The sequence below is a fragment of the Pseudomonas corni genome (genome assembly GCF_057128765.1).
In genome coordinates this window covers 582,001-596,140 of sequence record NZ_JBSKHW010000001.1, presented here as the reverse complement: position 1 = coordinate 596,140, position 14,140 = coordinate 582,001, and the positions used below count along the sequence as shown (strand labels likewise).

Below are 14,140 nucleotides of genomic sequence, written 5' to 3'. Positions count from 1 at the left end.
CAAGTCCGCTCCCACGGGTTTGGCGGCGTGACAGAAATACCTCATGGCAAAAACAGCGCCGCCACCGCCTGGGGGTTGGAAGGGAAATAGAAGTGCACGTAGGAAGCGGTCATTCGGCCGTCGCGATACACCGCTTCCGCGCCGCGCCCGCCATTGGGGCTGACGCCTCGGGCGATCGGTTGCAGCTCGGTGCTGGTCAGAGAATGGTGATACGTGTGGCCGCGCAAGGTGCCTTCGGGCAGCTCGACATTCTGCAGCGCCAGCGCCGCGAGACGCTTCTGCATCACCGCCTCGCCCTTGAGCAAGCCAACCAGCTCGGCGCGCTGACCATCGACGTCCGTCAAGGCATCGAGCAGATACAACATGCCCCCGCATTCGGCCAGCAGCGGTTTGCCGTCGGCATGATGCTGCCGGATCGCATCAAGCATCGGTTTGTTCTCACCCAGTGCGACGTGGTGCAGTTCCGGGTAACCGCCCGGCAAATAGAGGCTGTCGGCGTCGGGAATCTGCTGATCACGGATGGGCGAAAAGAACGACAACTCAGCACCCATCGCCCGGAGCAAATCGAGACTGGCCCCATAGATGAAGGCAAAGGCTTCGTCATGGGCGATGGCGATACGCACGCCTTTGAGCAGCGGCTCTGCGGTAATGAAGTCCGGTGCATCGAACCTGACAGCAGGCGGCAACGCGACTTCGCAAGTGCTGGCGAGCGCATTGGCTGCAGCATCAAGGCGCACATCCAGATCGTTCAGCTCGCTGGCTTGAACCAGGCCCAGATGCCGGCTCGGCAGTTCGATCCCGGTTTCCCGGGACAGCGCGCCGTACCAGCGCAAGCCTTCGGTAAGGCTGCCCTCCAGCAGTTGCGCGTGGCGCACGGTCCCGACCCGGTTGGCCAGCACGCCGGCAAACGGCAGGTCCGGCTGATAACGGGCCAGCCCCAAAGCCAGCGCGCCGAATGTTTGTGCCATGGCGGTGCCGTCGATCACACCCAACACCGGCACGCCAAAACGTCGCGCCAGGTCCGCGCTGGAAGGCGTGCCGTCGAACAACCCCATCACCCCTTCAATCAAAATCAAGTCAGCATCAGCGGCAGCTTCCCACAACAGGCGTCGGCTTTCGTCCTCCCCTACCATCCACATGTCCAACTGGTAAACGGAGTTACCGCTGGCGCGTTCGAGGATCATCGGGTCGAGAAAGTCCGGTCCGCACTTGAACACTCGAACCTTGCGGCCTTGATTGCGATGCAACCGGGCCAGGGCCGCTGTAACGGTGGTCTTGCCCTGACCGGAGGCGGGAGCGGCGATCAATACTGCAGGGCATTGCCTGGCTTGAATCATGAACGGTCACTCACAGCTCAATGCCCTTCTGCGCGCGAATGCCGGACTGAAACGCGTGCTTGACCACGGCAATGTCCGACACTGTGTCGGACAGATCGATCAATTCCTGCTTGGCGCCACGGCCAGTCACAACCACGTGCTGCATCGGCGGACGCGACTGCAGATCGGCAAGCACCTGCTCAAGATCCAGATAGCCATGTTTGAGAGCGATATTGAGTTCATCGAGGATCACCAGGCCGATGTTCGGATCTTGGAGCATGTCTTGAGTCACGCGCCACGCGGCTTCGGCGGCGGCGATATCGCGCTGGCGATCTTGAGTTTCCCAGGTGAAGCCCTCGCCCATGACGTGGTAGCGCACCTGTTCGGGGAAGCGGCGAAAGAACAGCTCCTCGCCCGTGCTGTTGCGGCCCTTGATGAACTGCACCACGCCGCACTGCATGCCATGGCCCATGGCGCGGGCTAGCATGCCGAAGGCCGAGCTGCTTTTGCCTTTACCGTTGCCGGTCAGCACCAGCAACAGCCCGCATTCGTTGGGGGCGCTGGCAATACGCTCGTCCATCACGGCCTTTTTGCGCAGCATGCGCGCCAGGTGACGTTCGTCGCGTTCGGGGGTTTCGCTCATCTCAGCTCTCCGCTTGAGGGCAAGTAGGCGCAGACGGAGAGCACGAGCAGGCACTGGCAACACGGCGCCTGTTAGACAGGCCGTGACGCAGAGCATCGCCCTCCGAAATGCTGTGGAATTGGATCAGGCCGGTCTCCGGACTCATGAGCGAACGTTCGGGCCGCGCGCCTTCCCATGTTCAGAGAACACAGTGGCATTGTGCGTGGCTTTTCTCATTTACCGTTGCGGAGGCAGTGCCGGAATCTAACCGGCTTCCCTGTTTCACCCTGTCGAGACTGGTCCGAAGGGCACCTGAAACAAGTGGCGAAGGGTAGAGGGTTGAGGTTTGAGCGTCAATCAATGCGGCTCCCCATCGGCACTTGGCACAGACCCGGGTTGCCGGTTGAACCTAAGAAGGCTCAGGTACCTCTACCTAGATACACAAAAATACTAAATGCCTACGAAATGGAGATCGACAATGTTCAAGCTCAGACCTCAGGTTGTCTTGGTGCTGCTGGTTGCCGGAGGGCTCGCGGGCTGCGGCGAGTCATCGAAACTGCAAGTCAGTGAAGGCATGGGCACATCCCCCAAACTGCCCGAGCCCAACAAGACGTTGATCCCTACCGTAAACATCGCGCCCGCCGTCGGCTGGGCCAATGGCGCCAAGCCGACTGCGGCGCCAGGCACTCAGGTCGTCGCGTTCGCTGAAAACCTCGATCATCCACGCTGGCTGTACGTGCTGCCTAACGGTGACGTGCTGGTGGCTGAAACCAATTCGCCACCCAAACCCGATGACGGCAAAGGCATTCGCGGCTGGGTGATGGAGAAAGTCATGGGCCGCGCCGGTGCTGGCGTTCCCAGCCCGAACCGCATCACCCTGTTGCGCGACAAGGACCACGACGGCGTCGCTGAAACGCGCACGGTGTTCCTGCAAAACCTCAATTCGCCGTTTGGCATGGCGCTGGTGGGTAACAAATTTTACGTTGCCGACACCGATCGGCTGATCAGCTTCAACTATGAAGCCGGCCAGACCTCGATCAGCGGTGAGCCCACCAAAGTGGTCGATTTGCCGGGCGGCACGCTCAACCATCACTGGACCAAGAACGTCATCGCCAGCAAGGACGGGAAAAAGCTTTACGTGACCGTTGGCTCCAACAGCAATGTGGGTGAAAACGGTCTGGACAAGGAAGAAGGTCGTGCCGCTATTTGGGAAGTGGACCCGGCGAACGGCTCGCACCGAATCTTCGCGTCCGGGCTGCGCAATCCCAACGGCATGGATTGGGAACCCCACACCGGGGCGCTGTGGACAGCAGTCAACGAGCGTGACGAAATCGGCAGCGATCTGGTGCCTGATTACGTGACTTCGGTGAAGGATGGCGCTTTCTACGGCTGGCCATTCAGCTACTACGGCCAGCATGTGGACGTGCGCGTGACGCCGCAGAATCCTGATCTTGTGGCAAAGGCCATCCCGCCTGATTTCGCAGTAGGCCCGCACACGGCTTCATTGGGCCTGACATTCGCTGATGGCAAAACCTTGCCAGCGCCGTTCACTGAAGGGCTCTTCATCGGTCAGCATGGTTCGTGGAATCGCAAACCCTACAGCGGTTACAAGGTGCTGTTTGTGCCATTCAAGGACGGCAAGCCCAGCGGCACGCCGGTCGATCTGCTGACAGGCTTTTTGAGTTCAGACGAAAAGGCGCAAGGCCGTCCGGTTGGCGTGATCAACGACAATAACGGCGGGCTTTTGGTCGCCGATGACGTCGGCAACAAGATTTGGCGGGTGACAGCGGCGAAGACTGCTCAGGCTTCTAGCGCGGCAAAATGATTCGCCGATAAATCTGTGGGAGGGGAGCTTGCTCCCTTCCACACCATAGTTCAGGTCTTTATTGCCGCGCCAGGCTCGAAGGCTGAATCACGCGCTTGGCGTTCAGCCAGGCTTTCTGCCAATAGGGCTTGTCCAGGCTGTCCAGTTTGACCGTGCCACCGGTTGCGGGTGCATGCACGAACCGCCCTTCCCCGACATAGATCCCCGCGTGGCTCACATTCGAGCCGCCGCTTGTGGCGAAGAACACCAAATCACCGGTCTGCAACTGGCTGCGGCCTATGTCCGGGCCACGCAAGGTGATCATGTCCCGGGTAGAACGAGGCAAGCTGATACCGGCAGCGTCTCGGTAGACGTAGCCAATCAGACCACTGCAATCGAATCCTGAATCGGGAGTATTGCCGCCCCAGCGATAAGGCGTGCCCACCAGCCCAATGGCACGGACAAGCACGTCATCAGCAAGCGGGGAGGAAAAGTCAGAAGGAGCGGAAACCACGGGCTTGGGAGCAACCCGTTTCGGAGCTGGCGGCGGAGGGCTGGCACATGCAGCCAGCAACAGAGCCAATGACACGACAATCAGGCGAACCGGTAACGACATAAACACAACAACCTATAACAGGATGCGGCTTGAGCCCCCAGGAATCAGGAGCTGGAAGTGCGTACAAACGGGGTTTTCCGGTTTGTACGCCCGGTATCAGCGGTGTTGGCGCTTGAGTGTAGTCGAGCTCATTGCGGTCGTGGTCTCGGCAACCTGGGAAGGTGCCATGGCCAGCGCGCGCTTGGCTTCGATGAAAGTCTTGGCCCAGTAGGCATCGTCCAGGCTGTCTACCCGAACACCACCACTGCGACGGCTGCTGGAGTGAATGAATTGATCATCACCCAGATAGATACCGGCGTGGCTGACACGACCACGGCCTGCGGTGCTGAAGAACAGCAGATCGCCTGGCTTGAGATCGTTGCGTTTAACGAGGGGAGCGTCGACGTTGATCATTTCACGCGTGGAACGCGGAAGGCTCATGCCGGCTTCTTCACGAAAGAGGTAACCGATGAAGCCGCTGCAATCAAAACCTGAAGAAGTCGACGTGCCGCCGAAACGGTAGCGCGTACCGATCAGGGATTTGCCTCGCTCGAGGATGCTGTCTGCCAAAGCTGGCAGCTGGTACGGCTTGCTGTCAGCAAACTGCGCCAGCTCATCTTCGGTGGCGATTTCGTCTTGCAGTACCGAAGCGTAATCAGCTCGCTGAGCGGCAGACTGCGCGGTAATCGAATTCTGGAGATTCTGGTGTTGAACCTGTTGTTGCGATGCTGGCATCTGGGCCGCGCAGCCGAACAAGAGGGTAACAAGTGCGAGAGGCACGAGGGGTGCTAAGCGATTCAGCATGGGCACGACCGTGGCGAGAGTGTAAAGAAGCCGAGACTATGCCTTCTATCATCCTCATTTGCAAATTCAATCGAATCAAATGTGACTTACGAGGTCCGCCATCACATCTAAGGCCCTGCATTTCAGGAACACGTCCATCTGCGCAGAATGATCGGTTTGCGAGGGATTAATCTCGGCGGTAAAGCCTCCAGATACCCTCGCGCGCAGCATCGGCTCGTGAATATACGGAAAGCTGGCAGTTGTGCCAATGCTTATAACTGCATCGAAGCCTTTTGCCATTTCTTCGTACAGCATTTTCAGTGCCAGTTCCGGCAGCATTTCCTCGAATAACACCACCGGCGGTCGCAGGACGCCGTGGCATTTCGCGCAAAGCGGCGGCAGTGGCCGTTGCAGATGCTCGCTCAAAAGCGGATCAACGGCGCCGCAAGACTGACAATAGAGCGGCGCCATCTGTCCGTGAATTTCGATCAGACGCTCAGGCGGGCTGCCCGCTGCGCGGTGGTAGCCGTCGATATTTTGTGTCAGCACCCAGCAATCGGGCTTGCTGCGCTGCAACTGGGCTATCGCGTAGTGCGCCTCATTGGGCTGTCCACCCAGGCAAGCGCTGCCTAATTGGGCGATATATTTCCAGCACAAGGCGGGATCGCGACGCAGCATCGGCCCGGATAGCGCCACTTCAATGGGCAACCCATCGTCAGTGCGCCCGTTATAGAGCCCGCCAACCCCACGATAGGTCGGCAGCCCGGAATCGGCCGAAAGCCCGGCACCGGTGATGATCAGGATTCGCTTGGCGTGACGCAGCGCTGCCGCTGTCTGCAGCACCAGCGCCGGGTCGACAGTGGCCGTCACCAGCCGAGGGTCTCTTTAAGGAAGGGGATGGTCAGCTTGCGCTGGGCCTGCAGTGACGCCTGATCGAGTTGTTCGAGCAGATCGAACAGCGCGCTCATGCTGCGTGTGCCGCGGGTCAGGATGAAATGACCGACTTCGTCCGTCAGGTGCAAGCCCCGGCGCGAAGCCCGTAGCTGCAAGGCGCGCAACTTCTCTTCGTCCGACAGCAAACGCATCTGGAACACCAGCGCCATAGTCAGACGGGACTTGAGGTCTGCCAGCTTCACCGGCAGCTCACGGGGGGAGCACGAAGCGGCGATCAACAGGCGACGACCGCTGTCACGCAAGCGATTGAACAGGTGAAACAGTGCTTCTTCCCATTCCGGCTTGCCGACGATGGCCTGAATGTCGTCCAGGCAGACCAATTCGTATTGTTCAAGGTGATCGAACAGCTGGACCCCCTCATCGAGGAGTTCGGCCAGCGGCAGATAAACAGCCGGCTCGCCCAGTTGCTCGAACCGCAGACAAGCGGCCTGCAACAAGTGAGTGCGCCCTACCCCGTGTTTGCCCCACAAATAAATCAGGCTTTCCGTCCACCCGGCGTCGGCTTCGCACAGCCGCTCGACATAGCCGAGTGCTGCGGCATTGGCGCCTGGATAGTAATTGACGAAGGTGGCGTCATCACGTAGACGCACACTCAAGGGCAGCTGAATAGGTTTCATGCTGGCTGAACGGCTAAGAAATCGCCGCCTGGGGGCCTCTGTGAAAAGTGCGCAAAGTTTATACCCGTGAGGCAGACCGCACAATGCGACGGACAGCCTGCAAAATCAAAGAGTTGCGTGAGCTGGCTTGCAGGCCTTGGTTTCAGGGCGCAGTGACAGCCATAAAAAAAGCGCCTGCCGCCAAATGCGCCAGACGCCCTTTCTCTCTGTAGGAGCGCGCTTGCCCGCGATCGATCTCCGCCTCTGACAAACAGTGACTGAGACATCCCAATCGCGGGCAAGCGCGCTCCTACAGGTCAATCTGCTACAGCTTCAAATCTTCCGAGCCGCCGTAGATATCCGAATCCTTGTAGACATCATGGATATGGCGCACCAGCACCATGATCACCGCCGCCACCGGAAGTGCCAGCAGAATCCCGGTGAAGCCGAACAATTCGCCCCCCGCCAGAATGGCGAAAATCACGGCCACAGGGTGCAGGCCAATCCGATCACCTACCAGCAGCGGCGTCAGAACCATGCCTTCAAGGGCCTGCCCCACCATGAACACCGCGACAATCCCCAGCATCGGATACAAATCACCGCCGAACTGAAAGAAGCCCGCGATGATTGCCGAGCCAATGCCGATCACAAAGCCCATGTAAGGCACGATCGCGGCCAGACCGGCAATCACGCCGATCAACAGCCCCAGCTCGAGGCCCACCAGCATCAGGCCAGCGGCGTAGATAAAGCCAAGCGCGACCATCACCAGCAATTGGCCACGGATGAACGCGCCCAGTACCTCGTGACATTCACCGGCCAGCGCGACGATTTTGCTCTCACGATGACGCGGCAGCAGACTGCGCACCTTGGCCATCATGACGTCCCAGTCACGCAGCAAGTAGAAGCAGACCACCGGGATCAACACCAGATTGGTCAGCCAGCCGATCAGGGCAAGCGTCGAAGTGGTGGCCTGCGCCAGCACGATGCCAACGATGTCGCCGGTCTGGCCCATGTGCTCGGAAATAGCAGCTTTGACCTTGTCGAATTTCCAGAAGCCGTCCGCCAGTCCCAGCTTGGCCTGGGTCCACGGCAGCGCAGTGTGTTGCAGCCAGTCGAGGATCTGCGGCGCCAGCTCATACAAGCGATACAACTGCTTGGCGAGCATTGGCACCAGCACCAGTAGCAGCCCCATCATGATCAGCGTGAAGACGACGAACACCGATACCACACTGAGCGTGCGCGACATGCCCAGTTTCTCCAGACGGTCCGCCAGCGGATCGCCCATGTACGCCAGCAATAGCGCCACCAGAAACGGCGTCAGGATCGAATGCAGCAAATAAACGAACAGACACAGCAGGACAACCCCACCGATCCAGAACCAACGACGCGTATCAGTCATTACCGCCCCTAGCGCCACGTAATGCGTGGCCAAAAATGAATGCCCTGTTTTACAACGTCGTTATGAACGCCGCTACCAGCGAAAGTGCAGTTGTGGCGCTGAAACAGGTTGAATAGTCGGCGCAGCACCCGGAACGGCAGTCTGGTCCGGCGTGACAGGCGCGGCTGGCGTTACCTCACCGGCTGGCACTTCCTGCAACTTGGCGAGCGACAATTGCGAACGGATTTGGTCAGGACTGCCGGACACGTCAAACACTACTTGATCGCCTGTGACCGACTTCAACCGCCCACCGAAAGGCTCCAGCAAACGCGACAGCTGCGCATAGCGCTCAAGGGTCATGCCCTGGACTTCAAGGGCGATGCCGGAGGAAGCGCCCGGCTTGACCACAAATTTCGGTGCCAGGCGCTGACTCACTGCCAGCAGTACGGCATCGGCCAGCGTGTCAGGACTGGTGCCAGTCGCAGTGCCCTGCTCGCGTTGATCGCCCAGCCACAGGTGCCATTTGCCCTGCCATTGGCCCGCGCTCTCGACAGCGTGTACTGCCAGAATCGCGTCAGAGCCGTAGCGCTCGGATGCAGTTTTCAGCGGCCCGACGTCATTGCTTTCAAGCGCTTTGGCGTCGCCCATGCTTTGCTCGCCCAGATCTGCCAGCGGCAGACGTAGTGGCAGACCGCGGTGCTGAGCGGCGCGGCGCAGAGGTTCGGCCGAGCCTTGACCGTCGCCCACAAGGTTGGAGCCGTCAGTGGTGTCGTTCAACCACCACGCCAGAATCACCGGGCGATTGCTACCCCACAGCGACAGGCCCGCACCGCGCAGGGTGCGATCCGTGCTCACAGGGTCGAAATCCACCAACAGCGATTCCGGCGGACCCGCTTCGTAACCGTACTGACTGATGATTTGCTGCGGATCGCTACGCACCGCCGCCAGACCTGAGCCTTGCGCGGCCTTGGGGTCGCCGGTCAGGCGGATCACCAGGGTTTCCAGCGCCGCTTGCGTGGCGCGCGTCTTTTCGTCGGGGGTTTGCCCGCTGACGGGCTCGCGGACCTGGTACAGGTTGTTCACCGTCTCAGCGAAACTCGGCAGACTGATCAACGAAAGGCAGCCTGCGAGCAGGCAGCTTGTCAGACGCATGACAGGGGGTAGAGGCATGAAAAATTCCTGTAGAGCAAACAGCCGTAAAAACAGCTGCGTGAAAATGATTGGCGAGATTCAGACCGCACCATGGTCTGAATCGCTCCCTGTGGCGACGAAGTTACACCTTATATAGCTGTCGACGAACGGGTCAGCCTCGCAAAACCGCGTTATTTTTTCTTCATGATGCCCTGCCCGTCGGCCCAAGGATGGCCGCTTGCGCCCAAGCCTGATAAAATCGCGCGCCTTCGCAGACCGGCTGTGACAACGGCCACGCGCCGTACCCGCCCCGGTCGATATCCCGAATCCCCCCTAAAGGCCTGGATCATGAGCAAGCAACCCTCCCTGAGCTACAAAGACGCCGGTGTAGACATCGACGCCGGTGAAGCATTGGTCGAACGCATCAAGAGCGTTGCCAAGCGCACCAAACGCCCGGAAGTGATGGGCGGCCTGGGGGGCTTCGGCGCTCTCTGCGAAATCCCGGCCGGTTACAAACAACCGGTACTGGTCTCCGGCACCGACGGCGTTGGCACCAAGCTGCGTCTGGCGCTGAACCTCAACAAGCACGACACCATCGGCATCGACCTGGTCGCCATGTGCGTCAATGACCTGGTGGTGTGCGGCGCAGAGCCGTTGTTCTTCCTCGATTACTACGCCACCGGCAAGCTGAACGTCGACACCGCAGCACAAGTTGTGACCGGCATCGGCGCTGGCTGCGAACTGGCTGGCTGCTCGCTGGTCGGCGGCGAAACCGCTGAAATGCCCGGCATGTACGAAGGCGAAGATTACGACCTGGCCGGCTTCTGCGTCGGTGTGGTCGAGAAAGCCGACATCATCGACGGCACCAAGGTCGCAGCTGGCGACGCCCTGATCGCCCTGCCTTCTTCCGGCCCGCATTCCAACGGCTACTCGCTGATCCGCAAGATCATCGAAGTGTCGGGCGCCGACATCGAAACCATCCAGCTCGACGGCAAGCCACTGACCGATCTGCTGATGGCGCCGACCCGCATTTACGTCAAGCAACTGCTCAAGCTGATCAAGGACACTGGCGCGGTCAAAGCCATGGCCCACATCACTGGCGGCGGCCTGCTGGACAACATTCCTCGCGTATTGCCTGAGGGCGCCCAGGCTGTGGTCGATGTGGCCAGCTGGACCCGCCCGGCGGTATTCGACTGGTTGCAAGAGAAAGGCAACGTCGACGAGCACGAAATGCACCGCGTTCTGAACTGCGGCGTTGGCATGGTCATCTGCGTAGCGCAGGAACACGTTGAAGTATCGCTCAAGGCTCTGCGTGACGCGGGCGAGCAGCCTTGGGTCATCGGTCAGATCGGCACCGCTGTTGCGGGTGCTGCACAAGTCGAGCTGAAAAACCTCAAGGCTCATTGATGCCTCAGCCGATGCACGACACCTGTGATGTCGTGGTGCTGTTGTCGGGCACCGGCGGCAACCTGCAAGCGATGATCGACAGCTTTCAGGATGACGCCAGTGCTGCGCGGATTCGCGCGGTGATCTCCAACCGCGCCGAGGCATTCGGCCTTGAGCGCGCGCAGAAAGCGGGGATCGAGACCCGCGTTCTGGATCACAAGGCGTACGAAGGTCGTGAGGCCTTCGATGCTGCCTTGATAGAACAGATCGACGCCTTCAAACCCAGGCTGGTGGTACTCGCCGGCTTCATGCGCATCCTGACCGCGAACTTCGTTCGGCACTATCAGGGCCGCCTGCTGAACATCCACCCTTCCCTGCTTCCGTTGTATAAAGGCTTGCACACGCACCAGCGAGTACTGGAAGCTGGCGACCTTGAGCACGGCTGCAGCGTGCACTTTGTGACCGAGGAACTCGATGGAGGACCTTTGGTCGTACAGGCTGTTGTTCCAGTAGCGCCAGATGACTCCCCCGCCACATTGGCGCAACGGGTTCACGCTCAGGAACATCAGATTTATCCGTTGGCCATACGCTGGTTCGCCGAAGGCCGATTGAGTCTTGGCGAACAAGGTGCATTATTGGACGGCCAGCGACTGGGGCCAAAGGGCCACCTGATTTCGGCCGTTTAATCCCGGCCATTTATTTAAAGACAGGAGATATTATGCGTCGCGCTCTGCTCTTCGCTTTCGCTCTGCTCGCAATCCCTGCGGTCAATGCGGCAGACCTTCAACCTTTCTCCGCCAGCTACACCGCCGACTGGAAACAGCTGCCCATGAGTGGCGGCACCGCCGAGCGCAGTCTCGAAAAGAACGCCAACGGCACCTGGACCTTGAGCTTCAAGGCTTCGATGATGATCGCCAGCCTGTCCGAAGTCAGCACCCTCAAAGTCGACAAGGACGCGCTTCTGCCACAGACCTACCATTTTGAACGTGGCGGCCTGGGCAAAAGCAAAACCGTTGACCTGGTCTTCGACTGGCCAACCAAGTTCATCACCGGCACCGATCGCAGTGACGCAGTGAAGCTGCCGCTGAACGCCGGTATCTTCGACAAATCCACCTACCAGCTCGCCCTGCAACACGACGTGGCTGCCGGCAAGAAAAGCATGAGTTACCAGGTGGTCGATGGCGATGAGATCGACACCTACGACTTCCGCGTGCTGGGTCCGGAGAAGGTGTCGACCAAAGTCGGCTCGGTCGATGCAATCAAGGTCGAGCGCGTGCGTGATCCGACGCAGAACAAACGCATCACCGTGATGTGGTTCGCCAAGGACTACGACTACCTGCTGGTTCGCTTGCAACAGGTTGAAACCGACGGCAAGGAATACAACATCATGCTGCAGGACGGCACGGTGAACGGTAAGTCGGTCAAGGGCAGCTAAGTCTGCGTTAGCCTGATCTTAAAAAACCCCGCCATCGAGCGGGGTTTTTTATTGATGAATATCTGGAGGAGCGCATTTATGTTCCCCAAACCAACATGAAACTTTCTTCATTGCACCAACCAAGGTGCGACAAAACGCCGCAGACCCTCTAGCGCAAGGCTTTGCGCGATTATTACGGTTACTGGAACTATCCTTTACCAATATGGGCGGTTTACTTAGGAAGCTACCAAATTCTATAAAAGAGTCCTGCGACACCCTGCCGCAGATTTCAGAGAGTCAGGAGTTTGCAATATGACCGTAACTGTTAGTGAACGCGACGACGCCCATATCTCCCATGAAAGCATTGCAGATGGCATTCAAATCTGGGATGTACGCCAACAAGACCAGCTGGTAGGGATGTTCCATCAAGAATCGGACGCACAGCGTTACGCAGCAGAGCTGGAAGAGCAGGAAAAGAAACGCGCTGTACTGTAAGACGACACTTCGGAATCGCTGCCAAAACAAAACCCGCCTCGGCGGGTTTTGTTGTTTTGGTGCGACCACGCTCTTGGTAGGAGCGTGGCTTGTCTCGCGATCGGCGACGCAGTCGTCGTGAATCTGCACCCAGAGTTCATCTGGAACACCGCATTCATCAATTTACGACGGGTTCCCCGCCGATCGCGGGACAAGCCACGCTCCTACAGAATCTAATACCCAGTGCCCAGCAGGAATTCACCACATCAAATCATCAGGAATCTTGTACGCCGCATACGGATCATCGCCATCGACTTCCTCAGTCGGCTCGCTGAGCATCACGATCCGGCGTGGGTCGCGTTCCTGGATCTTCAGCGCTGCCTCACGGGGGATCACTTCGTAACCGCCGCCGTGGTGGACGATGGCCAGCGAACCATTGCTCAGCTTGCTGCGCATCAACGAGTTGACCGACAGGCGCTTGACCTTCTTGTCGTCGACGAAGTTGTAGTAGTCCTCGGTGGTCAGCTTAGGCAAGCGGGTGGCTTCGATCAACTGCTTGACCTGAGCGGTACGGGCCTTGAGTTCAGCTTTTTCCTGCAACTGACGATTGAGTTCCTGATCACGCTTGGCCTTCTCGGCCGCAGCTTCCTGGGCAGCGCGCTTTTGCGAGTCATCGACCACCGCCTGGCCTTTATGCACCAGGCGCTGCTCTTTCTGCTTGTTCTTGGAGACCTGTTTGGCCTGCTTTTCGTTGACCAAACCTGCCTTGAGCAACTGGTCGCGAAGTGAAATACCCGCCATCTTTTCTCTCTCTCTTTAGCAACCACTCAGCCACAGCTGGGCGTGTTCTTTTCCTGACGTTTGGCTTCGCCCCAAAGCGCGTCCATCTCTTCGAGAGTGCAATCTTCGATGGGACGCCGGGTGTCGCGCAAGGCTTGTTCGATAAAACGGAAGCGACGCTCGAATTTGCCGTTGGCGGCACGCAAGGCGTTTTCCGGATCGACTTTCAAATGACGGGCAAGATTGACCGCTGCAAACAGCAGATCACCCACTTCCTCGGCAATGCCTTCGCGGTCGTTATCCGCCATGGCCTCAAGGACTTCGTCCAGCTCTTCACGAACGTTATCCACCACCGGCAACGCATCCGGCCAGTCGAAACCAACCTGAGCGGCGCGCTTTTGCAATTTGGCGGCACGGGATAGAGCGGGCAGCACATTGGGGACATCGTCGAGCAAAGACAGCTGTTCAGGAACACTGGCCTTGGACGCGCGCTCCTCTGCTTTGATCTCTTCCCAGCGCTGCTTGACCTGATCTTCGCTCAGGCGCGGTGTTTCCAGCGGCGCGTACAAATCCCCGGTGGGGAATACGTGGGGGTGACGGCGAATCAACTTGCGTGTGATGCCATCGACCACGCCGTCGAACTCGAACCGCCCTTCTTCCCTAGCCAACTGGCTGTAATACACGACCTGAAACAGCAGATCGCCCAACTCACCGCGCAAGTCATCAAAATCGCCGCGCTCGATAGCGTCGGCCACTTCGTAGGCCTCTTCCAGCGTGTGGGGGACGATGGTCGCGTAATTCTGCTTCACGTCCCATGGGCAACCGAATTCCGGGTGGCGCAGGCGGGCCATGAGGTGGAGAAGGTCTTGGAGTGTGTACATGGGAAAATCCAAATCAGTCCAGAGCG

15 protein-coding genes and 1 riboswitch are annotated in these 14,140 nt (G+C 59.1%); of the genes, 5 read left to right on the top strand and 10 right to left on the bottom strand.

All coding sequences use genetic code 11. From position 1 onward, the window contains the following. Positions 1-41 precede the first annotated feature (41 nt). Together ACWKV9_RS02675 and cobO are read right to left on the bottom strand one after the other, a co-directional pair. Positions 42-1,337 (bottom strand): cobyrinic acid a,c-diamide synthase CobB, encoded by a 1,296-nt coding sequence (locus tag ACWKV9_RS02675; RefSeq protein WP_483834528.1) that lies wholly within the window; start codon positions 1,335-1,337, stop codon positions 42-44. A 10-nt stretch (positions 1,338-1,347) separates the two neighbouring features. Next, positions 1,348-1,959 carry a cob(I)yrinic acid a,c-diamide adenosyltransferase gene (cobO, locus tag ACWKV9_RS02670; protein ID WP_483834527.1) on the bottom strand — a complete coding sequence of 204 codons (612 nt, stop codon included), beginning with the start codon at positions 1,957-1,959 and terminating at the stop codon, positions 1,348-1,350. Positions 1,960-2,068: 109 nt separating this feature from the next. Continuing rightward, positions 2,069-2,269, bottom strand: a riboswitch (cobalamin riboswitch). Positions 2,270-2,416: 147 nt separating this feature from the next. On the opposite strand from cobO, the gene ACWKV9_RS02665 reads away from it, so the two are divergent. After that, positions 2,417-3,763, top strand: coding sequence for a PQQ-dependent sugar dehydrogenase (locus tag ACWKV9_RS02665; RefSeq protein WP_483834526.1), 1,347 nt, complete (start codon positions 2,417-2,419; stop codon positions 3,761-3,763). A gap of 58 nt (positions 3,764-3,821) precedes the next feature. On the opposite strand, the gene ACWKV9_RS02660 is transcribed toward ACWKV9_RS02665, so the two are convergent. From ACWKV9_RS02660 to ACWKV9_RS02635, 6 genes are all read right to left on the bottom strand, one after another. Beyond that, positions 3,822-4,358, bottom strand: coding sequence for a C40 family peptidase (locus tag ACWKV9_RS02660; protein ID WP_483834525.1), 537 nt, complete (start codon positions 4,356-4,358; stop codon positions 3,822-3,824). 96 nt (positions 4,359-4,454) lie between these two features. Then, positions 4,455-5,141: a C40 family peptidase gene (locus tag ACWKV9_RS02655; RefSeq protein WP_483834524.1), complete on the bottom strand. Its 687-nt coding sequence runs from the start codon at positions 5,139-5,141 to the stop codon at positions 4,455-4,457. A 75-nt stretch (positions 5,142-5,216) separates the two neighbouring features. Further along, positions 5,217-5,990 carry an NAD-dependent deacylase gene (locus ACWKV9_RS02650; RefSeq protein ID WP_483834523.1) on the bottom strand — a complete coding sequence of 258 codons (774 nt, stop codon included), beginning with the start codon at positions 5,988-5,990 and terminating at the stop codon, positions 5,217-5,219. Next, positions 5,987-6,691, bottom strand: a complete 705-nt coding sequence (gene hda, locus ACWKV9_RS02645) for a DnaA regulatory inactivator Hda (protein WP_483834522.1) — start codon at positions 6,689-6,691, stop codon at positions 5,987-5,989. The genes ACWKV9_RS02650 and hda overlap by 4 nt, the downstream gene beginning before the upstream one ends. Positions 6,692-6,995: 304 nt before the next feature. After that, positions 6,996-8,069 carry an AI-2E family transporter gene (locus tag ACWKV9_RS02640; RefSeq protein ID WP_483834521.1) on the bottom strand — a complete coding sequence of 358 codons (1,074 nt, stop codon included), beginning with the start codon at positions 8,067-8,069 and terminating at the stop codon, positions 6,996-6,998. 72 nt (positions 8,070-8,141) lie between these two features. Next, positions 8,142-9,200: a DUF2066 domain-containing protein gene (locus ACWKV9_RS02635; protein ID WP_483834730.1), complete on the bottom strand. Its 1,059-nt coding sequence runs from the start codon at positions 9,198-9,200 to the stop codon at positions 8,142-8,144. Positions 9,201-9,527: 327 nt separating this feature from the next. Between ACWKV9_RS02635 and purM the strand changes: the two genes are divergently transcribed. The 4 genes from purM (at position 9,528) to ACWKV9_RS02615 (ending at position 12,474) form a co-directional block, all read left to right on the top strand. Next, complete coding sequence (gene purM, locus ACWKV9_RS02630) at positions 9,528-10,586, top strand: phosphoribosylformylglycinamidine cyclo-ligase (RefSeq protein WP_483834520.1); 1,059 nt, start codon at positions 9,528-9,530, stop codon at positions 10,584-10,586. 11 nt (positions 10,587-10,597) lie between these two features. Beyond that, positions 10,598-11,251, top strand: a complete 654-nt coding sequence (gene purN, locus ACWKV9_RS02625) for a phosphoribosylglycinamide formyltransferase (RefSeq protein ID WP_483834729.1) — start codon at positions 10,598-10,600, stop codon at positions 11,249-11,251. A 32-nt stretch (positions 11,252-11,283) separates the two neighbouring features. Continuing rightward, entirely contained in the window at positions 11,284-12,000 is a 717-nt protein-coding gene (locus tag ACWKV9_RS02620) for a DUF3108 domain-containing protein (protein ID WP_483834519.1), read from the top strand. A gap of 291 nt (positions 12,001-12,291) precedes the next feature. Continuing rightward, on the top strand, positions 12,292-12,474 hold the full coding sequence (locus ACWKV9_RS02615) for a DUF3110 domain-containing protein (protein WP_483834518.1): 183 nt from the start codon (positions 12,292-12,294) through the stop codon (positions 12,472-12,474). Positions 12,475-12,711: 237 nt separating this feature from the next. Here ACWKV9_RS02615 and ACWKV9_RS02610 read toward each other — a convergent pair whose 3' ends face one another. Together ACWKV9_RS02610 and mazG are read right to left on the bottom strand one after the other, a co-directional pair. Further along, entirely contained in the window at positions 12,712-13,254 is a 543-nt protein-coding gene (locus ACWKV9_RS02610) for a DUF2058 domain-containing protein (RefSeq protein ID WP_483834517.1), read from the bottom strand. Positions 13,255-13,280: 26 nt separating this feature from the next. Further along, complete coding sequence (gene mazG, locus ACWKV9_RS02605; protein WP_483834516.1) at positions 13,281-14,114, bottom strand: nucleoside triphosphate pyrophosphohydrolase; 834 nt, start codon at positions 14,112-14,114, stop codon at positions 13,281-13,283. Positions 14,115-14,140 lie beyond the last annotated feature (26 nt).